Source organism: Dorea sp. AF36-15AT, from assembly GCF_003477705.1.
In the GTDB taxonomy this organism is placed as follows: domain Bacteria; phylum Bacillota; class Clostridia; order Lachnospirales; family Lachnospiraceae; genus Claveliimonas; species Claveliimonas ammoniilytica.
The window spans coordinates 101494-124165 of record NZ_QUDV01000004.1; the positions used below are offsets into that span (position 1 = coordinate 101494).

Annotated in this window: 23 protein-coding genes; 19 read left to right on the plus strand and 4 right to left on the minus strand. The window is 45.0% G+C overall.

Annotated features, from left to right (window positions below; all coding sequences use genetic code 11):
* Nucleotides 1–7 precede the first annotated feature (7 nt).
* The 5 genes from DWZ93_RS07875 (at nt 8) to DWZ93_RS14715 (ending at nt 4066) form a co-directional block, all read left to right on the plus strand.
* Nucleotides 8–1084: an NAD/NADP octopine/nopaline dehydrogenase family protein gene (locus DWZ93_RS07875; RefSeq protein ID WP_118452497.1), complete on the plus strand. Its 1077-nt coding sequence runs from the start codon at nt 8–10 to the stop codon at nt 1082–1084.
* 5 nt (nt 1085–1089) lie between these two features.
* A complete protein-coding gene (locus tag DWZ93_RS07880; protein WP_118452498.1) occupies nt 1090–2112 on the plus strand; it encodes a sugar-transfer associated ATP-grasp domain-containing protein in 1023 nt (340 codons plus the stop codon).
* A complete protein-coding gene (locus DWZ93_RS07885; protein WP_118452499.1) occupies nt 2081–3145 on the plus strand; it encodes a sugar-transfer associated ATP-grasp domain-containing protein in 1065 nt (354 codons plus the stop codon). The genes DWZ93_RS07880 and DWZ93_RS07885 overlap by 32 nt, the downstream gene beginning before the upstream one ends.
* A 166-nt stretch (nt 3146–3311) precedes the next feature.
* On the plus strand, nt 3312–3917 hold the full coding sequence (gene fic / locus DWZ93_RS07890; protein ID WP_118383040.1) for a protein adenylyltransferase Fic: 606 nt from the start codon (nt 3312–3314) through the stop codon (nt 3915–3917).
* A 2-nt stretch (nt 3918–3919) separates the two neighbouring features.
* A complete protein-coding gene (locus tag DWZ93_RS14715) occupies nt 3920–4066 on the plus strand; it encodes a hypothetical protein (RefSeq protein ID WP_158567092.1) in 147 nt (48 codons plus the stop codon).
* Here the strand turns inward: DWZ93_RS14715 and DWZ93_RS07895 are convergent.
* Genes DWZ93_RS07895 through DWZ93_RS07905 form a run of 3 tightly spaced genes read right to left on the minus strand, consistent with a single transcriptional unit; the run spans nt 4063 to nt 6073 of the window.
* Nucleotides 4063–4821, minus strand: coding sequence for a DnaJ domain-containing protein (locus DWZ93_RS07895; RefSeq protein ID WP_118452500.1), 759 nt, complete (start codon nt 4819–4821; stop codon nt 4063–4065). The two genes, DWZ93_RS14715 and DWZ93_RS07895, sit on opposite strands and share 4 nt — an antisense overlap.
* The gene (locus tag DWZ93_RS07900) at nt 4818–5666 is read right to left on the minus strand and encodes a DUF5685 family protein (protein ID WP_118452501.1); all 849 of its coding nucleotides are present in this window, start codon (nt 5664–5666) and stop codon (nt 4818–4820) included. Before DWZ93_RS07900 ends, DWZ93_RS07895 begins: the two co-directional genes overlap by 4 nt.
* A gap of 11 nt (nt 5667–5677) precedes the next feature.
* A complete protein-coding gene (locus DWZ93_RS07905; protein WP_118452502.1) occupies nt 5678–6073 on the minus strand; it encodes a hypothetical protein in 396 nt (131 codons plus the stop codon).
* A gap of 175 nt (nt 6074–6248) precedes the next feature.
* Here DWZ93_RS07905 and DWZ93_RS07910 point away from each other — a divergent pair, with 175 nt between their 5' ends.
* The 10 genes from DWZ93_RS07910 (at nt 6249) to galE (ending at nt 15810) form a co-directional block, all read left to right on the plus strand.
* On the plus strand, nt 6249–7529 hold the full coding sequence (locus DWZ93_RS07910) for an L-cysteine desulfidase family protein (RefSeq protein ID WP_118452503.1): 1281 nt from the start codon (nt 6249–6251) through the stop codon (nt 7527–7529).
* A gap of 37 nt (nt 7530–7566) precedes the next feature.
* A complete protein-coding gene (srtB, locus tag DWZ93_RS07915; RefSeq protein WP_118452504.1) occupies nt 7567–8358 on the plus strand; it encodes a class B sortase in 792 nt (263 codons plus the stop codon).
* Nucleotides 8359–8387: 29 nt separating this feature from the next.
* On the plus strand, nt 8388–8576 hold the full coding sequence (locus DWZ93_RS07920) for a DUF951 domain-containing protein (RefSeq protein ID WP_118383035.1): 189 nt from the start codon (nt 8388–8390) through the stop codon (nt 8574–8576).
* Nucleotides 8577–8729: 153 nt separating this feature from the next.
* Nucleotides 8730–9017, plus strand: a complete 288-nt coding sequence (rpsF, locus tag DWZ93_RS07925; RefSeq protein WP_118383034.1) for a 30S ribosomal protein S6 — start codon at nt 8730–8732, stop codon at nt 9015–9017.
* Between the two features lie 18 nt (nt 9018–9035).
* The gene (locus DWZ93_RS07930; protein WP_118383033.1) at nt 9036–9485 is read left to right on the plus strand and encodes a single-stranded DNA-binding protein; all 450 of its coding nucleotides are present in this window, start codon (nt 9036–9038) and stop codon (nt 9483–9485) included.
* A 44-nt stretch (nt 9486–9529) separates the two neighbouring features.
* Complete coding sequence (gene rpsR, locus DWZ93_RS07935) at nt 9530–9796, plus strand: 30S ribosomal protein S18 (protein WP_118383032.1); 267 nt, start codon at nt 9530–9532, stop codon at nt 9794–9796.
* Nucleotides 9797–10303: 507 nt separating this feature from the next.
* The gene (locus DWZ93_RS07940) at nt 10304–12433 is read left to right on the plus strand and encodes a hypothetical protein (RefSeq protein ID WP_118452505.1); all 2130 of its coding nucleotides are present in this window, start codon (nt 10304–10306) and stop codon (nt 12431–12433) included.
* 200 nt (nt 12434–12633) lie between these two features.
* The gene (locus tag DWZ93_RS07945; RefSeq protein ID WP_118452506.1) at nt 12634–13812 is read left to right on the plus strand and encodes an aspartate aminotransferase family protein; all 1179 of its coding nucleotides are present in this window, start codon (nt 12634–12636) and stop codon (nt 13810–13812) included.
* Nucleotides 13813–13853: 41 nt separating this feature from the next.
* Nucleotides 13854–14774 (plus strand): sugar phosphate nucleotidyltransferase, encoded by a 921-nt coding sequence (locus DWZ93_RS07950; RefSeq protein ID WP_118383029.1) that lies wholly within the window; start codon nt 13854–13856, stop codon nt 14772–14774.
* Between the two features lie 19 nt (nt 14775–14793).
* The gene (gene galE / locus DWZ93_RS07955; RefSeq protein WP_118452507.1) at nt 14794–15810 is read left to right on the plus strand and encodes a UDP-glucose 4-epimerase GalE; all 1017 of its coding nucleotides are present in this window, start codon (nt 14794–14796) and stop codon (nt 15808–15810) included.
* A 97-nt stretch (nt 15811–15907) separates the two neighbouring features.
* On the opposite strand, the gene DWZ93_RS07960 is transcribed toward galE, so the two are convergent.
* Nucleotides 15908–17971 (minus strand): PRD domain-containing protein, encoded by a 2064-nt coding sequence (locus tag DWZ93_RS07960; protein WP_118452508.1) that lies wholly within the window; start codon nt 17969–17971, stop codon nt 15908–15910.
* A 223-nt stretch (nt 17972–18194) separates the two neighbouring features.
* Here DWZ93_RS07960 and DWZ93_RS07965 point away from each other — a divergent pair, with 223 nt between their 5' ends.
* From DWZ93_RS07965 to DWZ93_RS07980, 4 genes are all read left to right on the plus strand, one after another.
* On the plus strand, nt 18195–20063 hold the full coding sequence (locus tag DWZ93_RS07965) for a PTS mannitol transporter subunit IICBA (protein ID WP_118452509.1): 1869 nt from the start codon (nt 18195–18197) through the stop codon (nt 20061–20063).
* Nucleotides 20064–20121: 58 nt separating this feature from the next.
* Nucleotides 20122–21264: a mannitol-1-phosphate 5-dehydrogenase gene (locus DWZ93_RS07970; protein ID WP_118384542.1), complete on the plus strand. Its 1143-nt coding sequence runs from the start codon at nt 20122–20124 to the stop codon at nt 21262–21264.
* 181 nt (nt 21265–21445) lie between these two features.
* Nucleotides 21446–22324 (plus strand): phosphoribosylaminoimidazolesuccinocarboxamide synthase, encoded by an 879-nt coding sequence (locus tag DWZ93_RS07975; protein ID WP_118384540.1) that lies wholly within the window; start codon nt 21446–21448, stop codon nt 22322–22324.
* A 10-nt stretch (nt 22325–22334) separates the two neighbouring features.
* Nucleotides 22335–22535, plus strand: coding sequence for a hypothetical protein (locus DWZ93_RS07980; RefSeq protein ID WP_118384539.1), 201 nt, complete (start codon nt 22335–22337; stop codon nt 22533–22535).
* The last annotated feature ends 137 nt before the right edge of the window (nt 22536–22672 follow it).

The following is a 22672-nucleotide window of genomic DNA, read 5'->3' on the forward strand; positions in this document are numbered from 1 at the left end:
GAGGGATATGAGAGTAGCAATTGTAGGAGCGGGCAATACCGGATGTGCGATTGGAGCAGACTATGCCGGTAAAGGTCATGAGGTGACGCTGATCAAGACATCGCATGCCATGCATGATGATAACTTCCGGTATCTGTCTGAGAATCAGGGCAGGATGGTGCTGGATGAATTTGGGGAAGAAAAAGTAAGTCACATTGCCCATGTGACGAGAGAGATAGAAACAGTAAAAGGACAGGATGTGGTCTTTGTCTGCGTGCAGACAGGCTATCATCAGGATGTGTTGGCAAAGATACTCCCACATCTGGAAGCGGGGCAGATTGTGGTAGTGAACCCTGGATATCTGTCAACGGCCTATGCCATTGGAAGTGGCATTCCGAAAGGCGTGATCATCGCAGAGGCAGAGAGCAGCTTCATCGATGGACGGATCATGGAACCGGGAAGATTTAAGGTGGGATTTCGCAATGTAAGGAATCCGATCGGTATCTATCCGATGCATCAGAAAGATTATGCTGTTTCCAAATTAGATCAGCTCGGCACGCCGTTTGCCTATGCAGACAGCGTGATCGAGACGGCGCTTCACAATCCGAACATGATTGTTCACACAGTTGGGGCAGTCATGAGTATTCCGCGGATTGAAGCGACTGGTGGTGATTATTGCATGTACCATGAAGTATTTACTCCGTCAGCGTGGAAGATACTGGAAGCACTGGATCAGGAGAAAATGAATATCTTAGAACATCTTGGACTGAAGCCGGTTCCATATGTGGAAATGTGCAAATACCGCAACAGTCTGGACGATGAGAGTGATGCGAAGGAAGTATTCTTTGCGTATGCGGCAATGCCAGAGCGTGCGAAGGGACCAACATCCGTGAACTCCAGATATATTACGGAAGACATTCCACAGGGACTGGTGTTGATGGAATCACTGGGACATGTGCTGGATATTCCGGTTCCGGTGTGTACATCATTGATCGAGATCGCATCGGCAGCACTGGGTACGGATTTCCGTGCCGGTGGCCGTACCCTGGAACGTCTGGGAGAAGAGAATGTGCAGCAGATATTGAAGGAACGGAAAGGCGAGTAACGGACATGTCACAGTGGAATGCTGTTAAGAAAACATGGAAGATGGCAGAGAGTCTCCGCAGACAGCGGGGAGGGCTTGTGATGCGGTATTTTCTGGATGCCATAGGCTGTGGCTACCGGCACGGCGCATCGCCTGAGAATTACCTGGTACTGCGCTTCTATGAGCTGAAAGATGCAGAGCGTTATCAGTATCTGACTTCCGGCAGGTCATCCAAGGCAGACCGGGAGCTGAACCGGCGGTTGTCAAAGGAAGATGCCAGGATCATGGCACAGAAGCATCTGTTTTACCGACAGTTTGAAGGACTGGTAAAGCGGGAATATCGATATGTGCCAGATACGGAACCGGCAGACTTTGAGGCATTTCTGAAGGGTCATGAATGCATCATATGCAAGCCGAGCCGGGGAATCATGGGGCATGGGATCCGTAAGATCCATACAAAAGAAATAGAAGATATTCCGTCATTCTATGAGGAATGCAGGAAAAATGATATGCTGGTCGAAGAATGTATCGTGCAGCATGAAGTATTGGAACACGTCCGTCCGGGATGTGTGAATTCCATTCGGATCAACACAGCCAGAGACCAGAAAGGCCAGATACATCTGATCGGTGCCTGTCTGAAATGTGGTGGTGCAGGAGCAGTGGCGGATAATTTTCACTCCGGCGGTATCGCATATCCGCTGGATCTTGACAGAGGATGCGTATCGGGACCTGGAAGAAATAATACAGAGATCCGGGACTACGACAGACATCCGGGAACCGATTATTATATGCCTGGACTGCAGATTCCACACTGGGAGCAGATCAGGACATTGGTAAATGAAGCAATGGAAAGAATGCCGGGAATTGGCTACGTGGGATGGGACATTGCAGTGACACCGGATGGTTGTGAACTGATCGAAGGGAACTGTCACTGGCCTGGCGGCAATATTATACAGTTAGATGGGATTGGCAAATATCCACAGATACAAAAGTGTTTAGAGGGAGCAGCAGAGGAAGATGGAAAAGAAGAAAAACATATTATTGGATAATTATCTTGTGAAGAATCTCAGAGCATATCCGGTTCTGAAGAAGAAATTCATGCATTATATAGAAGGGACAAAGGAACTGCCGGAAGGATTTACCAAGCGTAAGTTATTCCATGATTATCTGAAGGTGCGCAGAAACAATCCGGAAAAACGAGTGTCTCAGTCAGAGTATATGATCTTCGGCTTCTATGGCTTAAGTCCGGAAGAACAGAAAAGATATCTGACAGATATCGAGGCGACCAGACTGATGCGTCCATATAATAACGAATCTGAAAAATATCTGAAAGACAAATTAAGCTTTTTGAAGAATTTTACACAGTTTGTCAGCAGGGGATGGCTCTATGTGCCGGAAGCAAGCTATGAAGAGTTCGATGCATTTGTGCACAAGTATCATGTGGTTGCGCTGAAGCCACAGTATTCTAGCTGGGGAATCGGATTTATCCGTCTGACAGAGGAAGAGTTTGACGCGAAAGAAGATAAAGAAGAATTCTATCAGAAGATGATCAAGGGAAGATATCTGGCAGAAGAGTTTGTGGAGTCTCATGAATCACTGGCAGTATTCCATCCATCATCACTGAACACGCTGCGCGTGATCACATTCCGTAACGAGGATCGGTTTGAAGTATTCGGATGTGGATTACGTGTGGGCAATAACGGACTCCATGTGGATAACGCTCACGGAGGCGGAATTTTCTGCGAGATCGATCCGAAGACCGGTATTATCAACACAGACGGGATCGATGAATGTGCCAATACCTATATCGCACATCCAATGACCGGTATGCAATTCCGAGGTGTGCAGATTCCATTCTGGGAGGAAATCTGTGCGCTGTGTAAGGAAGCGTCACAGGCACTTCCGTGTCTGCGTGTGGTAGGCTGGGATGTGGCAATCCTTTCCGATGGAAGACTGGAGCTGATCGAGGGCAATCACAGTCCGGGAATGAATATCGTACAGGCACCGGCAAAGCACGGTGTGCATGATAAATTTGAATCTATGCTTTTGGATTACTATGGTGATCCGGAACAGTACATATAAGATACAAGGGAGGATTCCGTCTGGTGGCGGGATCCTTTTGCTTGCACAGAAATCAACTATGGAAAGTTCTGCTATGAGTTCATAGAGTATATTGTATGAATAATACTGGCTGTGGTAAAATGGTTAAAAATAAAATGTATTAATCTCTATTTGGAAAGGAAAGCATATGGCATTAGAAAATAAGCTTAATATTACAGATTCCACAGAACTTGCGAGAATGGAAGAAAAGATAAGCAAGAAAAAAGCAGTAGAGCTATTTGAAAATGGATATTTGGATAACTATAAAGCAGGAAGTTTTGAGATGCTTGCGGCCATTCATAAATATCTATTTGGAGAAATATACGATTTTGCGGGAGACGTGAGATGTGTAAATATTTCGAAAGGAAACTTTCGATTTGCTCCTGTTATGTATTTGCAAGCTGCAATTGATAATATTGAGAAGATGCCGCAGTCAACATTTGATGAAATTATTGAAAAATATGTTGAAATGAATATAGCTCATCCATTTCGTGAAGGGAACGGCCGAAGCACCAGAATATGGCTGGATATAATTATGAAAAGAGAGTTGAACAAAGTTATTGACTGGAGTGTTGTGGATAAAGAAGATTATCTGTTGGCGATGGAAAGAAGTCCGATCAAAGATATCGAGATAAAATATATTTTAAAACAGGCTTTGACAGAAAAGATTAACGATAGAGAAGTTTATATGAAAGGTATAGACCATAGCTATTACTATGAGGGCTATGTGGTGTACAAGGCGGAAGAACTGTAGCTATGTCATGTTCCAATTATTACAGAACCGTAAAGCTATTTCTGCTGGAAGATCCAGGCAAGTCCAGAGTATATGATTATACGGAATCTGTTCCGGTACACATATATCAGGAAGACTGCCGGATCTCACTTGATGAGCTGTTTCATTAAAAGTATCGTCCGCCACCGGTTCCCGGACCACCGCAGCAGACGCTTCCGCCGCAACAGAGGTTGCATACCAGATTGGCAATGCAAAGCTTCATGCAGTAATCGCTGCCGCCCATCGAGTAAGGACGATAAGGATTCTGCCTGGTCTGATACCAGCTTCCGCCACTCTGCAGACGCTGTAAGAGTACCTGATACTGCATGTTATTCGGGTCCATCTGATAAGCAGCCTTGGCGTGCTCCAGTGCAGCTACATTATTGCCAAGTCCGGAATTCGCCATAGCGCTGTAGTAGTACCACTGTGCACTGCGGTCTTTCATATCATTCAGCACATTCAGTGCTTCCTGATAGTGACCGCTGCCTATAAAGTTGGCAGCAGCACGCAGATGTAAGACATCTTCGTTATCCGTAGCTTCGGGACCGGCCTGCTGTCTGTAGCCACCGCCGAAGTCTCCCCAGAATCCACCGAAACCGCCAAAGCCTCCGAACGGATCCCCACTCTGACCGCTACCGTAGCTTCCGTAACCGCCTGTTCCATATCCTCCGGCTCCATAGCTGCCGGAAGAGCCGTATTCACGTTCTTTCATAATCTGCTGGTAAGCCTGCTGTACTTCTTTGAATTTGGCTTCTGCCTGGTCTTTGTTAGGGTTATTGATATTCGCATCTGGGTGGTACTTGCGGCTCAGCGTACGATAAGCCTTCTTGATCTCGTCGTCACTGGCATCTCTGGATACCCCCAGAATCTGATATGGATCGGTCATGATTTGTTCTCCTGATTATTAACTGATTGGCGCTTTTCACAGATTGCTTCAAATCGGCACCATACGCCGGAATAGAGAATGTTGCGAAGAATCTCAGCATGAGTGAGGATCGGTAACTTCTCAAACTCACGAGAACATTCGGCAATCATCATCGTAAGGATCTGCTTACAGTAATCATCAAAATCTTCGCGTTCTCTGAAGCGCATAAAAGGATTATAACACGCATTTGCAATATCGTCATCTATATCCTCATAAGCATCCATCAGATAAATGAATTTGCCCAGGAAAAATCCCATTCGGTGAAGGGAGTCTTTCCATATATCCTGCTTCCAGACGAAGATTTCAGCCATGATCTCACCGAACAGACCGGCCATCTTGTCCAGATCCTGCTCATTCGCTTTTTCGCAGGAAGAGATTTGGGCGAGCATATCGCGGATGAGCTTAACTTTTTCCGGGTAAGTCTTTTCAATCTGCTTCACCTTGGAACGAAGAAGCCTGGAATTGATCCAGGCTTTTTTCTTATGTTCGTCTGTCCAGTCGTCCAGACATTTATAATAAGAGAGAACAATATTCATATCTGCGGCGTACTGCGTGATCTCATTGGTGCGTGCGGCATGCTTCTGAAATGGATGTGCCACACAGTTACGGATCGAATCTTCTGCCGGCGGCTCGTATAAGCCGGAAAGCAGGATAATGAGAAATGTCATATCATAGGATAATGTAATCTGACCGCTTCGCCCGTAACGTTCCTTTAAGTCTTTGCAGAGTCCACAGTAATAAGCATGATAAATGTCAAAATCGCGGAATTTCATTTCCGCTTTATTAATTGCAATGTATCCGAACATGGGATGACTCCTTAGCTCTTTTTGATAAATGTGGTGTTACACTTTGGACAGCGGATCTCAATCTTGCCCTTGCCTCTTGGTACACGGATCTTCTGTTTGCAGGATGGACAACGGTAAATATGGTGTGTCTTTCTCTGACCAAACAGGATCTTCTGGGTGTAGAACCAGTGACGGATCTTATATGTTTTGTTCAGAAACACCTGATTCTCGGAAGATCTCTTATATACATTGCGGGAGAACATCCGGTAATATGCCAGAATTAGAAGAATCCACACCAGTAGATTAATAATCCGGCTGGTAAAAATGTAGTTGATAACAACTAAAAAAAGTGCCAGTCCGATGGTAAAACGTCCCATAGTATCCATACCATATCGACCAGCCATGAAGCGTGCAAACTTTTCGCGCATGATCTCACGTCCTTTCGTAGAGACTCTTTTAAGAGTCTGCCCTCATATAAATTTTCTATTTTAAAATGATACGCTGAATCTGCGGAAAGTCAATAAACTTCCTCTTAAAAATCTATAAAAAATGAAGCAGATGTGTTATTCTAAAAGAACATTGAGAGCGTAGGGAGGGGTGTGTATGGAAGAACTGACCAGACTGATCCGTGAGGACATGAAACCGGCATTGGGAGTGACGGAACCGGGTGCGATCGCATTTGCGGCAGCACGGGCGAAAGCAGAGACCGAGGGAGAAGTGCTGCGTGTGGATGTGGCATTGAATTCCGGCATGTATAAGAATGCATATACCTGTGGTATACCAGGCTCAGATGCGTATGGGAATCTCCAGGCGGCAGCCTTGGGTGTAGTAGCGGCAGACCCGGCGAAAGGGCTGGAATCATTGGATGGTATTACAGATGCAGATAATGAAGCTGCGGCGAAGATGGTTCGGGATGGCAGGGTGCATGTTGCACTGGATCATATGGGATCAGAGATCACCATTGATGCGACGGTGTGCACAGAGACCGATACCTGCAGTGTCCATATCAGGGGAACGCACACGCATATCCAGTGGATAGAGAAGAATGGCGAGATCGTATTTGGAGAAAAGACAGAGCAGCAGGAAGAATCAGAGGAAGCAGAGACACCGGTCATTCACCGTTATACTCTGCGACAGATTCTGGAATACGTGAAACAGGTGCCGGCGAAGGAGATCAGCTTCATCAGAGAAGCATTTTCCATGAATATCGAGCTTCTGGAAGAAGGAATCCATTCTAAGAAAACGACGATCGGTCCGATGCTTCTTCGTGCCAATGATGGTAAGATTATATCCGAAGATGCCCGCAAGACAGCACAGCTGATGTGTAATGGTGCGATCGAGGCGCGGGTACTGGGGTTATCCAGTCCTGCTATGAGTATTACCGGAAGCGGAGCACATGGTATTATCGCAACCATGCCATTATTTGCCTATTACGAGGTGAATTATGAAGTGATCGATGATGATATTCTTCTTCGGGCAACGGCACTCAGTTACCTTATTACCATGTACATTAAGGAATATTCCGGAAGACTGTCTGCCTTTTGTGGATGTGGCATCGCAGCGGGAACCGGGATGGCATGTGGACTGGGATATCTGCGCGGTGCATCGGAAGCACAGCAGACGATGATCATTCAGAATATGGCCTCGGGACTCACCGGTATGATCTGTGACGGCGGTAATCAGGGATGCGCGATGAAAGGCATGGTGGCTGTGGACGCGGCATTTCGTTCAGTGGATATGGCAATGCAGAATGTCTGTATTGATGCGATTCATGGCATTAACGGCCGGACGCCGGAAGATACCATGCGTAATATGGGCAGGATCGCGTCACCTGGAATGGTAAAGACAGAAGAAGTAATCGTAGATATCATGAAGAATAAGTGAGACTCTGAAAAACAGCAGAAATAAAGGGAGAACTGACATGGGGGAGAGAAAGACGTATCACCGCGGACGCAGGAAAAAGAAAAAGGGCGGCATCATAAGTACACTGATATTGATCATTGCGATTGCTGTGTTCTGCGTGTCAGGTTATCAGCTATATAAGATATTCGGTGGATATCATCAGGGTAAATCCGAATACGACAAGGTTCGGGAAGTGGCGGTACATGGCGATGACAAGGATGAAGATGGATTCGTGGTAGATTTTGATGAATTGAAGAAGATCAATGCAGATACAGTGGGATGGATCCGCTTCTATCCGGAGCCGTCGCAGATCAGTTATCCGCTGGTGCAGACAACGGACAACGATCTGTATCTGAATCGGACATTTTCAGCGAATGAGAATACAGTAGGCGCGATCTTTGTAAATTGTGACAACGCATCGGATTTCAGTGACCGTAATACGATCATTTACGGACACCGTATGAGGGATCATTCCATGTTTCATGATCTGGAGAAATACAAGGATGAATCTTTCTGGAAAGAGAATCCTTATTTCTATATCTATACACCGGACGGACGGAAGCTGACCTGTCACATTTATTCCGCAGGAATTGTGAAGGATACATCCAGTACGTACCTGACGCAGTTTGCATCTGATGAAGAATATCAGGCATTTCTGGATGATACGAAGCGCGCCGGAGCGTATCATACAGGTGTGGAGGTTACGGCCGATCAGCGCGTGGTCACATTGTCTACCTGTACGGCGGCAAGCGATGATAACCGTATGGTGGTAAGAGGCGTGATCGAATCTGAAGATGTGGTAAAAAAGTAATGAAGAAAAGATGGAAATGAGGAATATTCATGGCATATACATATGAAGTCGGAGACATTGTAAAACTGAAAAAGAAGCATCCGTGTGGCAGTTTCGAGTGGGAGATCCTGCGTGTGGGCGCAGATTTTCGTCTGAAATGCACCGGATGCGGACATCAGATTATGACACCGCGTAAGATGGTGGAGAAGAATACGAAGGGACTTCGCAAACCAGAGTAAAAAAGGTAAGGTAAAAAAGAAGAAAGTGCTTGCATTATAGCTGGTTATATGGTATCATTCTAACTCGTGATATATTGTTTTGCCCAATTACAGGGCTATCCTTGCTCCTGGGAAGAAACAGGGGCCAAAAGACCAGAAGGAGGTGCACACTACATGAATAAGTATGAATTAACTGTTGTAGTCAATGCAAAAATCGAAGATGACGAAAGAGCACAGGTAATCGAAAAGGTAAAAGATTTAGTTACTCGTTTCGGTGGTAATGTGACAGACGTTGATGAATGGGGTAAGAGAAGACTCGCTTACGAAATTCAGAAGATGAAAGAAGCATATTATTACTTCATCCACTTCGAATCTGACGCTACAGTTCCAGGCGAAGTTGAAGAAAGAATTCGCATCATGGACAACGTACTCAGATATTTATGCGTAAAAGACGAGGCATAGAAGAAGAGAGGTAAAAGAATGAATAAAGTAATTTTGATGGGACGCCTGACCAGAGATCCAGAGGTACGCTACTCAGCAGGTGAGAATTCAACGGCAGTTGCAAGATACACACTTGCAGTTGACAGAAGATTCAGAAGAAATAATGACGGTGAACAGACAGCAGACTTCATCGGATGCGTAGCATTCGGCAGAAGCGCAGAGTTCGCAGAGAAGTATTTCCGCCAGGGTCTTAAGGTGATCGTTACAGGTCGTATTCAGACCGGAAGTTATACGAACAAAGATGGTCAGAGAGTTTACACAACAGACGTTGTAGTAGAAGATCAGGAATTCGCAGAGAGCAAAGCAGCAAGCGAGTCTCACATGAACGGCGGTTTCCAGGCGGCTCCAGCACCGGCACCTAGCGCACCGGCTGGTGACGGCTTCATGAACATTCCAGACGGAATTGATGAAGAATTACCGTTTAACTAGGCTGAATATATTTTCAGCAAATTATTTTTCAGGAGGTAATAATCATGGCTTACGATAAAAGCAATCGTCCAGAAGGCGGCTTCAAGAGAAGAGGCGGCGGACGCAGAAGAAAAAAAGTATGTGTATTCTGTGGTAAAGAGAATAACGAAATCGATTACAAGGATGTAGCAAAACTGAGAAAGTACATCTCTGAGAGAGGTAAAATTCTTCCTAGAAGAATCACAGGAAACTGTGCAAAGCACCAGAGAGCACTTACAGTTGCAGTTAAGAGAGCAAGACACATTGCACTGATGCCATACGTTCAGGACTAATTTAATTAGTCGAGTATGAGTGAATGAAAGAAAAGCCTTTAAATACCGGAAATCCGGTGTTTAAGGGCTTTTTTCTGTATCCAGGAAGTCTTGTATTTTCTTAACAGTTCTTAGGATTTCTTAGGAAAATGGTGTAAAATTTGGTGTATGGAATAAGCATGGTGTAAAAAACAGTGGAGAAGAATGGAGTAAAGCAAAATAAGATGATCACAATATTTTTGGTTTAAGGATTCAATTTTACAATGCAGGTGCGCGGCATAGCGGTGACAAAGGCAAAAGGTGCAAAATTTGGCAGAACAGAAATAATATGTTCCAAACTCTAAAAAAACACACCTTTTACAAAAAATATAATCTGGTAATTTTAGCAAAAAAATAACATCTTCAGAGCTGTTCTAAATGATAAATCATTGAATAAATAGGCGTTTTCAGCTATACTAGATAATGATATAGTGGCTATTAACAGGTGTACCTTTTGAGAAAAGTCAAGGAAAGGAGCAGAAAGTAAATATGAAACAAAGATATTTGAAAAAGCCTTGTTCATTTTTGCTGGTAAGTGCAATGGTATTGACTATGTTTCCGACGTTTAGTACCAGCGTTCATGCAGAGGAAAATCAATCGCCAACGAAAGAGCAGTTTTCAACGGTTGAAGAATTAAAAAGCTATGACACAAATGATAATGACGGAGAGAAAAACCCTGCAAAAGTCTATTTTGGAAATAACAATCAACAGTGGTGGATTGCAGGAAGTCAAGGTAATGATAGCATAACGTTATTTTCTGCAAGTTCTATGAGAGATGATGTACAATTTGAATCAAATTATATGGACAATAAAACATATGATGATAAGTGGAACTGTACCTATCCTGATGGAGAGCCGGCAGAAGTTTTCCCGAATCACTACGGTGCGAGCTATATAAGGAATGTTACCTTAAAAGAGATGGAAGCTTCTTTTTTTACAGGTTCAGAACAGGCACTGATAAATAAAACAACGATTTATACGGATGATACGAAAAACAACGGCGTCTATTCCACGACGGATAAGCTATATTTGGCTTATGGAGACCAAGAAGATTATAATCACATTACTGTGGGAAAGAACAGCGCAAATGATTTGAATGACGGTCTTCGTATTGATCCAAGTTATTGGGGAAAATCTGTTCTTGATTTATTTTGGATTCGTTCACCATTTGTTAGTAATGATGATCCGAATGATGGACATGATGTTTTGACTGCGTGGCCTTCTAAGAATTATCCTGCTTTTAATGGAGCTCAAACAAGCAATGTAGAAAAAATAAGGCCTGCTTTTGAACTGAATTCATCAACGATTCTTTTTGCATCGGCTGTTCCGTCAGCAACATCCACAGGTAATTTAACACTGCAGGATACGGATGGAGATGGAGCGTTTACATTACGCTATGACGCCAGTAAGTATAGTAAGAACCTAGGTTCAGCCGTAATTTCTTATGATGATAGCAAGGTTATCTTAACAGATGTTCCAAATGGTACATATCTGGTTGCACAAAACAGCAATGGTGCGTATGCGAAACAAATTACGAATGAAACAGAAGTTTCTGCAAGTGGTATGAATTTAGATAGTTTTGCGAATTGCAAGATATGGCTGGAAACAACAGATACAGCAAATAGAATCACATATGCGGCTTTGGCAGAGAAAGAACAAGAAACTGCTGTGAATATTGCTGCGGGTGCGGGATTGAATATCACATCGGAAAATGGTGTGCAGAAAGTTGTTCCAAACACGGCAATTACGAATATTATAGTAGAAGCTGTTGACGGATATTTTCTTCCGGATGGTTATGAGGATGGTATCCAGGGCTTGAACGGATTGACAGTAACAAATATCACTAAAAACGGTTTTACCATTTTAGGTACGCCAGCAAGTGATGTGAATATCACACTGCCACCTGCAACAAAGGCAGTTTACAGCATGCTTTTAAGTGGTGACGGAACATTTACAGGAACTTGCGTAGGATATCAACCAATTACTGCAAAGGAATTTACGATTACAAATAGCGGAAATGTTGATTTAGAGAATGTAGATATATCTATCACGGGTACAGATAAGGATAAGTTCGAGTTGAGTGGTGATGGTACTACAACCATCCAGCCAAACGACACTCTAAAAGTAGCAGTAGCACCAAAAGACAGTTTAGCAACAGGTATATATCGGGCAACGCTTACTGTAACAGCAGCTAATGCTCAAATAGCAACAACGGAGCTACAGTTTACTGTAAACGAACATGATTATGTTGCAGTCGTTACACCACCAAATTGCACAGAGAAAGGATATACGACATATAACTGCAGAAATTGTGGCTATAGCTACAGAGGAAACGAAGTAGATGAGTTAGGTCATACGTGGGGAGCATGGAAAGTCATTAAGAAAGCAACGACCATAGAAACAGGCATAAAAGAACGTGTTTGTGAACGTTGTGATGATAAAGAAACAGCGGTCATTTCTATGATTTCCGACAAAGAACAGCCTACTGCTTCAACAAAGCCAGATACAGCAGTAAAAACAGGCGACAGTACAAATATCCTCTTGTGGAGCATGGTGGCAGTCATTTCTCTTGCAGGAGTGATGACAGCATTGTTCTTTAAGCGTAGAAGAAGCAGATAAGCGAGAATGAGGACAGGGACAAAGGTTTCTGTCCTTTTTTAGTTTATGGGTGGTTCAGTGCGTCAGACCCACCACCTGCATTCGCAAAACTGCATGTGTTTTTTTATCGCAGATTGTGCAAAGTTTTAGACAAATGTGTCATTGCGGGGGATATGTGGTCGTGTTATACTTGAAATAGCAGGGTTGAAAGGAGATGTGACATGAACTCTATTGACATTCAGAACAAAGACAGTAAATATATTGCAAATACATACAAGCGTTTTCCGGTCACTCTGACAGAGGGATGCGGAGCGATCGCGAAAGATCCGGAAGGAAAGGAGTACATTGATTTCACAAGTGGAATCGGTGTGAACTGCCTGGGTTACGCAGATAAGGGGTGGGCAGATGCGGTGTCTGAACAGGCACACAAGCTGCAGCACACGTCGAATCTGTACAGTACACAGCCGGATGTAGAGGTAGCTGAGAAGCTGTGCGAGTACACAGGGTTTTCCAAAGTATTCTTTGGCAACTCCGGCGCAGAGGCGAATGAAGGTGCTGTAAAGGTGGCTAGAAAGTATGGTATGGAGAAGCATGGAAGCCAGTGTAATACAATCATTTCGCTGAATAATTCTTTCCACGGGCGTACTATCACTACACTTTCAGCGACAGGACAGGATGTGTTTCATCAGTTCTTCTTCCCGTTTACAGAGGGATTCCGTTTTGTAGATGCAGGAGATATTGAAGGATTGAAGAAAGCTGTTGATGATACGGTCTGCGGTATTATGATTGAGCTGATCCAGGGTGAAGGAGGAGTAGTTCCGGTAGATTCTGAGTTTGTGAAAGAGATCGCACACATCTGTGAAGAGAAGGATCTGGTATTTGTAGTAGACGAGATCCAGACAGGCGTGAGCCGTACAGGTACATTCTTCTGCTATGAGCAGTTTGGAGTACATCCAGATGTAGTAACTATGGCAAAAGGTATCGGTGGCGGACTTCCGATGGGCGCAGTACTGATGAATGAGAAGACATCCGGAGTGCTGGGATTTGGTCAGCATGGTTCTACATTTGGCGGTAATCCGGTAGCATGTGCAGGTGCCAAATATGTACTGGATCATGTTATGGATGAGACATTTTTAAAAGCAGTTAATGAAAAGTCTGCATACATGATCGAGAAGCTGAATGCGATGCCTCAGATCAGGTCAGTGACAGGTCTGGGTCTGATGCTTGGCGCAGAACTTCCGGAGGATATGACGGCCGGAGAAGTAGCAGCGAAATGTGCAGAGAAAGGTCTGTTGGTACTGACAGCGAAGACAAAGCTCAGATTTCTTCCGCCGCTTACCATCAGCAAAGAGGAAATTGACCGCGGTATGGAGATTCTTGCAGAAGTGCTGCGCGGTTAAATGGATAGATATAAGAATAAAAGGATATGGAGGAAGCAACTATGGACAAACCAGTATTGGTAATTATGGCAGCGGGTATGGGAAGCCGTTACGGTGGCCTGAAACAGATCGACCCGGTGGATGCAGAAGGACACATTATTGTGGATTTCTCACTGTATGATGCAAAAAGAGCGGGATTCGAGAAAGCAATTTTTATTATTAAAGAGGAAAATGAGCAGGCATTCCGTGAAGCAATCGGAGACCGTGTGTCGGAATATATGGAAGTATCTTATGCTTATCAGAAGCTTGATAATCTTCCGGACGGATACAGCGTGCCAGAGGGCAGAGTGAAGCCATGGGGAACGGCACATGCAGTACTTAGCTGCATCGATCAGGTGAATGGACCATTTGCAGTCATCAATGCGGATGATTATTACGGGGTAGAGGCATTCCAGCTGATCTATGATTACCTGACAACACATCAGGATGATGATAAATTCCGCTATACCATGGTAGGCTATATTCTTGGTAATACCGTTACCGACAATGGACATGTATCTCGTGGTGTATGTACGACCAACGATCAGCATGAACTGGTAGAGGTTACTGAGCGTACCAAGATCGAGAAGAGAAATGGCGGTATCGCATTTACAGAGGATGACGGCGAGACCTGGACAGAGCTTCCGGCAGATACGATCGTATCTATGAATATGTGGGGATTCACCCGCAGCATTCTGGATGAGATCAAGGCAGGATTCCCAGCTTTTCTTGACAAGGGCATCAAAGAGAATCCGATGAAGTGCGAGTATTTCCTTCCGGCGGTAGTCAGCAGACTGTTAGAGGAAGACCGCGCAACCGTATCTGTACTTAAGTCTCATGATAAATGGTATGGAATTACCTACAAAGAGGATAAGCCGGTTGTGGTAGAAGCAATGCAGAAGATGAAAGATAACGGGGTATATCCGCAGCATTTGTGGAAGTAAGATAAGGAGGATCAAACCTATGAGTATATTAATTACAGGAGGCGCAGGTTATATCGGAAGCCATACAGCTCTGGAGCTGTTAAATGACGGCTATTCCGTAGTGGTATATGATAATCTGTGTAATTCTTCCAGAGAGTCACTGAAGAGAGTGGAAGAACTGACAGGCAAGAAGATTACATTTTATGAAGGGGATATCCTGGATGAAGAAGCATTGAAAGCGATGTTTGCAGCAGAGGATATCGAAGCAGTGATCCACTGTGCGGCACTGAAGGCGGTTGGAGAATCGGTAAAGAAGCCGTTGGAATATTACCAGAATAATATTACAGGAACATTGACACTTTTGAAGGTTATGGACGAAGTAGGCGTCAAGAATATCGTATTCAGTTCGTCTGCTACCGTATATGGTGATCCGGAAGTGATTCCGATCACGGAGTCTTGCCAGAAGGGACAGTGTACCAATCCGTATGGCTGGACCAAGTCTATGATGGAACAGATCATGACAGACCTGCAGAAAGCACATCCGGAATGGAACGTGATCCTGCTTCGCTATTTTAATCCGGTAGGCGCACACGAGAGCGGACGCATCGGTGAGGATCCGAAGGGTATTCCGAACAATCTGATGCCTTACATTTCACAGGTGGCGGTCGGCAAGCGTGAGAAACTTGGTGTGTTTGGCAATGACTATGACACACCGGACGGAACCGGCGTGCGTGATTACATCCATGTAGTGGATCTGGCAATCGGTCATGTAAAGGCAATTCATTATATCTTTACCAAACCGGGACTGGACATCATCAATCTGGGAACAGGAAGAGGATATTCTGTACTTGAGATGGCAAAGGCATTTGGTGAAGCCTGCGGCAAAGAGATTCCATATGAGATCCAGCCGAGAAGAGAAGGCGATATTGCAACATGCTACGCAGATCCTGCCAAGGCATGGAAGGTGCTTGGATGGAAGGCGGAGCGTGGTCTGAAGGAGATGTGTGAGGATGCCTGGAGATGGCAGTCGCAGAATCCAGACGGATACAATGCATAATCTATATTGTTAAGAATTTAAAGACGCTGTGAAAGCTTGAACATAAGACTTTCACAGCGCCTTTTTTGGAGGGATAGAAGATATCAATATCCTCAGTTTATTTGTCCTGCGCTGACAGCTTCAGCCGGTCAGCAGCCGTTTCTTTATAGAATTTCATCAATGACGTTTCCAGTAACAGGGTGAAACGTTCGTCATCATCTTCCCTTAATGCTTTCAGAAGTTCCGGTTGTTCCATGAGAGAGCCGATGATCTCACTGACGATCGGAGCCGATACCTGATCCGGGTCATTTTCCGGGATAAAGGTTACAATTGCACCAAGAATAATCCGCGCATTCTCATAAATTGGTGGTTCCAGGTGAACATAGCCAAAACATGGATGCATGATATCCGGACTTTTGCCATGCAGGAGCAGAGCATGGAACGGCTTCATATATGTGTCGGCAATCTGATCTCGCTTCTTCAGGATCTCATAAAAATGTGATTCCATTTCCGGAGTATCAGAAAATAGTGATGCGGCGTATGCAAGAATCTCGTGACGCTCCTGAAGCACCGGTGCGCGCCCGATCCGTATGTGATCCAACAGATACTCAATCTCTGCACCTGTACGGGAGACGAAATGAATATCCTTGCGTGTAAAAGAGGTCTCCGGTACTTTCTTCTCTGCATGTGGTCTGCGATCACTTTTCTGTGACAGGATCAACTGGAACTTGGAGTCTAACAGCATCCGGTCCTGACGGTTCAGCAGTGGGCTGACATAGATATAGCGATAAGTAGTATCTAATCTGACCGTAGAAATAATCAGATCAATGTCGTTTTGCGCCAGTTCTTCCGGTTCGATATGGAACGCTGATGTGGTGCCGCGGATATCCAGATCCGGGTAAGCCTTGTGCAGATTCTCGGCAAGCAGTCTGGAGCTTCCGATACCGGTCGGGCATACGATGATAACCGAGATGCGTCTGGCAAGCTTCGCCCGTCTGTCCAGTGCCATGGAGAAATATATGGATATGAATCCGACTTCGCTTGGCGGAAAAGACGGCAGCCCATAGCTTGCGGAAAGCGAGATACATCCGGCGGTACATGCCTGATATATTTCATCGTAACGGTTCTGTATATCCTCTAACAGTGGATTCTCGATCGGGATGCCGGCACGGATACGTCCGATAGCCGGCTGGATGTGCATGCCAAGTTCTCTGGCGAGCTGCGGATCACTGCCAAAATCAATATCCAGAATCTCGCTGACATTTTGGATAAGGGCAAGGGTAATCTGGTGTACGTCAAAGTCGCGCTTGCTGGTCAGATCTCGTTGCTCCGCTGACCAGATCCGGATTCCGGTAAGGAAGATGGCAAGATATCTGGTCTCGCTCTCGATGATCGGCAGCCGAAACGTCTGTCGTAGCTTCTGCATCAGATATTCTGCCACAGCAAATTCCGGTTCCATGGTCAGGTCTTCAAAAGCAGCTTCCTCTGCGGTAATATATTCTCCCTGACGGATCCGGCAGACACTGTAGGACAGATACATGTTGAGCCGAAGATAGCCGTTGTCAGACAGATTCAGATGCAATGTGCGTGCTCCGTCGCTGACGATTTGCGCTACGCTGTCAGTAATGGATTCGGAAATCTCAGCTTCCGGAATCGCTTTCTGATCTTTTAAATGTGAAGTAACGGCCTGGCGTCTGGCAGTTTCGCTGCCTGTAAGAAAGATGCCAAGCCCCTGCCTGCGTACCAGGCGCAGATGATATTTGTCAAACCATTTTTCAATCTGATTCAGGTCGCTGGTAAGTGTGCCTTCGGAGATGCCGAACTGATCCATGAAAGTCAGAGACTTGACCGGTTCTCTGGCAAATAACAGGGCGTGCAGTAATTGTCGCTGACGGTTGTGTCTGTCGTCAGCGGATGGAATATCAGTGCCTGTGGCATCCAGCAGAGTAAGAAGCTCTCTCCTTCGGTCGTCTGGTTCGTCTAAGAACAGACCTACACTGCGCTTACGGACAAAACGGAAACCCTTAGCGGTGAGCCATTTTTCCACAGTGGGGAGTTCCCTCTGGATGGAACGGCTGCTGATATGAAGTTCATCGGAGATGATCGCGGTTGTGATCGGCTTGTCCTGTGGAAAGCGGATCAGTACCCGGATGATATCCCCGGAACGCTTGGTGAGCAGCATAACGAACGTCCTCCTCGTTTCATTCCTTAGTTTTGTTCTTTCATTCGTTACATATAGTATAACCTATAACCGACATAATGACAAAGGGAAAAAGGCGGTTTGTCACAAAGTGTTTGCGCCAAAGTTGCAATATCATTTGTTTGAAAATAACCCAGAGGTATTTTAATATAAAAGCATAGAAACAAGATGTTATCTGTTTATGGAATGAAAGGAGACTGTAACTATGAAAAACAAAATCCAACGTTTTGGAAAATTCCTGAGCGCAATGGTAATGCCGAATATCGGAGCATTCATCGCATGGGGATTTATCACAGCACTTTTTATTGAAGCAGGATGGCTGCCAAATGCAAAGCTGGCAGCACTGAACGGACCAATGTTAAACTACCTTCTGCCGATCCTGGTAGCTTATCAGGGTGGTAAGCTGGTCGGAGGAGACCGTGGTGGCGTTATCGGCGGCATCGCTGTTATTGGTGTTATCGTAGGTGCACCGGATTATCCGATGCTGATGGGTGCTATGGTAATGGGACCTGTTGGCGGATGGGTGATCAAGAAATTTGACAAGGCAATGGAAGGTCATATGCCTGCAGGATTTGAGATGCTGATCAATAACTTCTCAATCGGTATACTTGGTATGATCCTTGCAATCATCGGTTCTTATTTGATCGGACCATTCATGGCTGGTGTACTGGTTGTACTGACAGCCGGAGTTGACGTACTGGTTAATCACGGATTACTCCCGTTGGCAGCAATCTTTATTGAACCTGCCAAGGTTCTGTTCCTGAACAATGCGATCAACCATGGTATCTTTACACCGATCGCGACACTTCAGGCAGAACAGGCCGGAAAGTCAATCATGTATATGCTGGAAGCTAATCCGGGACCGGGACTTGGAGTTCTGCTTGCATACTGGGCATTCAGCAAAGATAAAGCAACAAAAGATTCCGCACCAGGAGCAATCATCATTCACTTCCTGGGTGGTATCCACGAAATTTACTTCCCATACATCCTGATGAATCCGGTTGTGATCATCGCACCAATCGTAGGTAATATCTGTGCAATTACATTCTATTCCATCACAGGTGCCGGACTGGTTGGACCTGCATCACCGGGATCCATCATTGCATTCATGTCAATGTCTCCAAAGGGAATGGGAATGGTTATCACATTCCTTGGAGTAGCAATTGCAACAGCAGTATCTTTCTTGGTTGCATCACCAATCGTTAAGATGGCAGATCACAAGAGTCTGGAAGACGCACAGGCAAAGAAGGACAGCATGAAAGCAGAAGCGAAGGGACTTACAACAGTATCCGGAGCCGATGTACAGGCAAAAGATATCAAGAAAATCGTATTTGCATGTGATGCAGGTATGGGATCATCCGCAATGGGAGCTACTAAGTTCAGAAACAGAATTAAAGATCTGAATCTTGGCATTACCGTAACGAACACATCTGTAGACAATGTACCGGCAGACGCTAACGTAGTTGTATGTCAGGAGATCCTCAAGGATCGTGCAGCTAAGAGCGCACCGCAGGCAAGACTGATCACTCTGGAGAACTTCCTTGCAGATCCACATCTGGATGCATTGTATGCAGAACTGGAAACACTGACAACAGGTAAGACAGCAGAAGCAGATAAGGCAGAAGCACCTGCTGAAGAAAAGAAAGAGACAAAAGCAGGAATCCTTGTTCCGGAAGGAATCAAGACAGGATGTGCAAGCGTAGATAAAGAAACAGCAATCCGTGCAGCAGGACAGCTCCTGTGTGATCTGGGATATGTAGATGCTAATTATATCGATGCAATGGTAGAGCGTGAGAAGATCGTTACTACATACATGGGAATGGGAGTAGCAATTCCACATGGTACATCTGATGCGAAAGAGACCGTTAAGAAATCTGGTATCGTAGTTATGCAGTACCCGGATGGAGTACAGTTTGGTAATGAGAAAGCAAACCTGATCATCGGTATCGCAGGTGTGGGTGATGAACATCTGGAAATCCTTGCAAATATCGCAGGAAGTCTGGAGGATGAAGCACTTCTTGAGAACCTGAAGAAGAACGCAGACGCAGATACAATTATGAAAACATTTGGCTAATGCCACAATCGGGGGCTTTTGCCCCCAGCATCATATATAAAAAGAAGGAGAGAGCATCATGAAAAAAGCAGTACAGTTTGGTGCCGGCAATATCGGACGTGGATTTATCGGAGCATTACTCAGCCAGTCAGGATATCAGGTGGTATTTGCCGACGTAGCAGAAGCAATCATTGACAAGATCAACGAGGATAAGACTTATACCGTTCATGTTATGGACGTAGATTGTAAAGATCAGAAAATCGAAAATATCAGCGGTGTGAATTCTACAAAGCCAGAGGCGATTGATGAGATCGCATCCGCAGACCTGGTAACTACAGCAGTAGGTCTTGTGATTCTTCCGCGCATCGCACCGACGATCGCGCAGGCTATTGAGAAACGTATGGAAAATGGCGTGAAAGAGCCTATGAACATGATCGCCTGCGAGAATGCCATTCGTGGAACCTCTCAGCTGAAAAAAGCAGTATATGAGAATCTGAGCGATGCCGGAAAAGCATATGCTGATGAGTATGTAGGATTCGCTGACTGTGCAGTAGACCGTATCGTACCACCGGTTAAGAGCGAGAACTTCATCGACGTAGTAGTAGAAGAATACTTTGAGTGGGACGTAGAAAAGTCAGGACTGAAGGGAGAACTTCCACAGATCGAAGGTATGACACTGGTCGATGATCTGATGGCATACATTGAGCGTAAGCTCTTCACACTGAATACAGGACACTGCATTACCGCATACCTTGGAAATCTGCGTGGAATCCCGACCATCGATAAAGCAATCGCAGATGAAGAAATCTTCGGAATCGTATCAGCAGCTATGAAAGAAAGCGGAGCTGGACTGATCAAGAAGTATGGCTTTGATCCAGAGAAGCATGCAGCTTACATCAAAAAGATCATCGGCAGATTCAAGAATCCATATCTGCAGGATGATGTAACAAGAGTAGGTCGTGAGCCTCTTCGTAAGCTGAGCCCGACAGACCGTCTGATCAAGCCTATGATGACAGCAGCAGGATACGGACTTCCGGTAGATCATCTGGTAATCGGAGCAGGTGCAGCATTGCATTATGATAATCCGAACGACAAGCAGAGTGTAGAACTTCAGGAGAAGATAGGAGCCCAGGGCGTACGTGCCGCTGCGGCAGAGATCACAGGACTGACAGATGAAGGACTGCTTGACGCAATCGTAGCAGAATACGAAAAACTGAATTAATAAGGATTGAAAAATCCCTGAGCGAAAATCGCCAGTTACCGACAGAGTCGGTGCTGGCGATTTTTTTCGCCATTGACAAATGACTGGAAGTAATGGTACGGTTATATAGTTACAGGAAAAGTATGGAGACATTTTTGTTGTCTCTGAATGATTAAAAAAGTTTAATACCGAGGTGCGAAAGATGAGTGTACAGGAAATGAAACCGATCAAAGAAGGAAAAGTCAGAGAAATCTATGATAATGGTGATACTATGATTATGGTTGCTACAGACCGAATCAGCTGCTTTGATGTGATTCTTCACAATACCGTAACCAAAAAAGGAACCGTACTTACTCAGATGTCCAAATTCTGGTTTGATCTGACACAGGACATTCTGCCAAATCACATGATTTCTGTAGATGTTAAGGATATGCCTGAATATTTCCAGCAGGAGAAATTCGATGGTAACAGCATGCTTTGTAAGAAGCTGAATATGTTGCCGGTAGAGTGTATTGTGCGTGGCTACATTACAGGAAGCGGATGGGCGAGCTACAAAGAGACCGGAAAGGTATGTGGTATCGAGCTGCCAGAAGGACTGAAAGAGTCTGACAAGCTGCCGGAGCCAATCTACACACCATCTACAAAAGCAGAACTCGGTGATCACGATGAGAATATATCATTTGAAGAGAGTATCGAGTATCTGGAGAAACGCTTCCCTGGCAAAGGTGAAGAATACGCAACCAAGTTAAAAGAGTATACCATTGCGCTGTATAAGAAGTGTGCAGAGTATGCGCTGAGTCGTGGAATCATTATCGCAGATACCAAGTTTGAATTTGGTCTGGATGAGGATGGCAATATCATCATCGGCGATGAGATGCTTACACCGGACAGCTCAAGATTCTGGCCATTAGAAGGGTATGAGCCGGGACACGGCCAGCCATCATTTGACAAGCAGTTTGCAAGAGACTGGCTTAAGTCTAATCCACATGATGACTGGACACTGCCACAGGATATCGTAGATAAGACCATTGGCAAATATCTTCAGGCATATGAATTGCTGACCGGCAAATCCCTCGCGTAAGGAGAACTCTATGGAGAAAAAATCAATTGAAGAAATGGCTGCGGACATCAAGGTGATCCGTGAACTTGCATCCAGCGGAACGATGCTTCAGGATATTAAGAATCAGCTGGGTGTATCAGAAGAATATGTAAGTGCTATCATGCTCTGCCTGCAGGGTTATCAGGAAGATGATGACATGGCTGTAGCAAGACTGGTAGAAATGAGCTTATAAGAATATTGAAATGAAATGCGGGGGAGATCGGCTAATGCCGATTTCTTCCGCTATTTTCTTTGTAAGCGCGTGTCTTTCTCGGCTCATGGTCCTGCAGCTTGATATAACTTTCTATACTATGCTCTTTAAAAAAACAG

Excerpts from the sequence above, each read along its gene's own strand:
- DWZ93_RS07875 (WP_118452497.1), top strand. The coding sequence starts at position 8 with ATGAGAGTAGCAATTGTAGGAGCGGGCAATACCGGATGTGCGATTGGA.
- DWZ93_RS07880 (WP_118452498.1), top strand. The coding sequence starts at position 1,090 with ATGTCACAGTGGAATGCTGTTAAGAAAACATGGAAGATGGCAGAGAGT.
- DWZ93_RS07885 (WP_118452499.1), top strand. The coding sequence starts at position 2,081 with ATGGAAAAGAAGAAAAACATATTATTGGATAATTATCTTGTGAAGAAT.
- fic (WP_118383040.1), top strand. The coding sequence starts at position 3,312 with ATGGCATTAGAAAATAAGCTTAATATTACAGATTCCACAGAACTTGCG.
- DWZ93_RS14715 (WP_158567092.1), top strand. The coding sequence starts at position 3,920 with ATGTCATGTTCCAATTATTACAGAACCGTAAAGCTATTTCTGCTGGAA.
- DWZ93_RS07895 (WP_118452500.1), bottom strand. The coding sequence starts at position 4,821 with ATGACCGATCCATATCAGATTCTGGGGGTATCCAGAGATGCCAGTGAC.
- DWZ93_RS07900 (WP_118452501.1), bottom strand. The coding sequence starts at position 5,666 with ATGTTCGGATACATTGCAATTAATAAAGCGGAAATGAAATTCCGCGAT.
- DWZ93_RS07905 (WP_118452502.1), bottom strand. The coding sequence starts at position 6,073 with ATGCGCGAAAAGTTTGCACGCTTCATGGCTGGTCGATATGGTATGGAT.
- DWZ93_RS07910 (WP_118452503.1), top strand. The coding sequence starts at position 6,249 with ATGGAAGAACTGACCAGACTGATCCGTGAGGACATGAAACCGGCATTG.
- srtB (WP_118452504.1), top strand. The coding sequence starts at position 7,567 with ATGGGGGAGAGAAAGACGTATCACCGCGGACGCAGGAAAAAGAAAAAG.
- DWZ93_RS07920 (WP_118383035.1), top strand. The coding sequence starts at position 8,388 with ATGGCATATACATATGAAGTCGGAGACATTGTAAAACTGAAAAAGAAG.
- rpsF (WP_118383034.1), top strand. The coding sequence starts at position 8,730 with ATGAATAAGTATGAATTAACTGTTGTAGTCAATGCAAAAATCGAAGAT.
- DWZ93_RS07930 (WP_118383033.1), top strand. The coding sequence starts at position 9,036 with ATGAATAAAGTAATTTTGATGGGACGCCTGACCAGAGATCCAGAGGTA.
- rpsR (WP_118383032.1), top strand. The coding sequence starts at position 9,530 with ATGGCTTACGATAAAAGCAATCGTCCAGAAGGCGGCTTCAAGAGAAGA.
- DWZ93_RS07940 (WP_118452505.1), top strand. The coding sequence starts at position 10,304 with ATGAAACAAAGATATTTGAAAAAGCCTTGTTCATTTTTGCTGGTAAGT.
- DWZ93_RS07945 (WP_118452506.1), top strand. The coding sequence starts at position 12,634 with ATGAACTCTATTGACATTCAGAACAAAGACAGTAAATATATTGCAAAT.
- DWZ93_RS07950 (WP_118383029.1), top strand. The coding sequence starts at position 13,854 with ATGGACAAACCAGTATTGGTAATTATGGCAGCGGGTATGGGAAGCCGT.
- galE (WP_118452507.1), top strand. The coding sequence starts at position 14,794 with ATGAGTATATTAATTACAGGAGGCGCAGGTTATATCGGAAGCCATACA.
- DWZ93_RS07960 (WP_118452508.1), bottom strand. The coding sequence starts at position 17,971 with ATGCTGCTCACCAAGCGTTCCGGGGATATCATCCGGGTACTGATCCGC.
- DWZ93_RS07965 (WP_118452509.1), top strand. The coding sequence starts at position 18,195 with ATGAAAAACAAAATCCAACGTTTTGGAAAATTCCTGAGCGCAATGGTA.
- DWZ93_RS07970 (WP_118384542.1), top strand. The coding sequence starts at position 20,122 with ATGAAAAAAGCAGTACAGTTTGGTGCCGGCAATATCGGACGTGGATTT.
- DWZ93_RS07975 (WP_118384540.1), top strand. The coding sequence starts at position 21,446 with ATGAGTGTACAGGAAATGAAACCGATCAAAGAAGGAAAAGTCAGAGAA.
- DWZ93_RS07980 (WP_118384539.1), top strand. The coding sequence starts at position 22,335 with ATGGAGAAAAAATCAATTGAAGAAATGGCTGCGGACATCAAGGTGATC.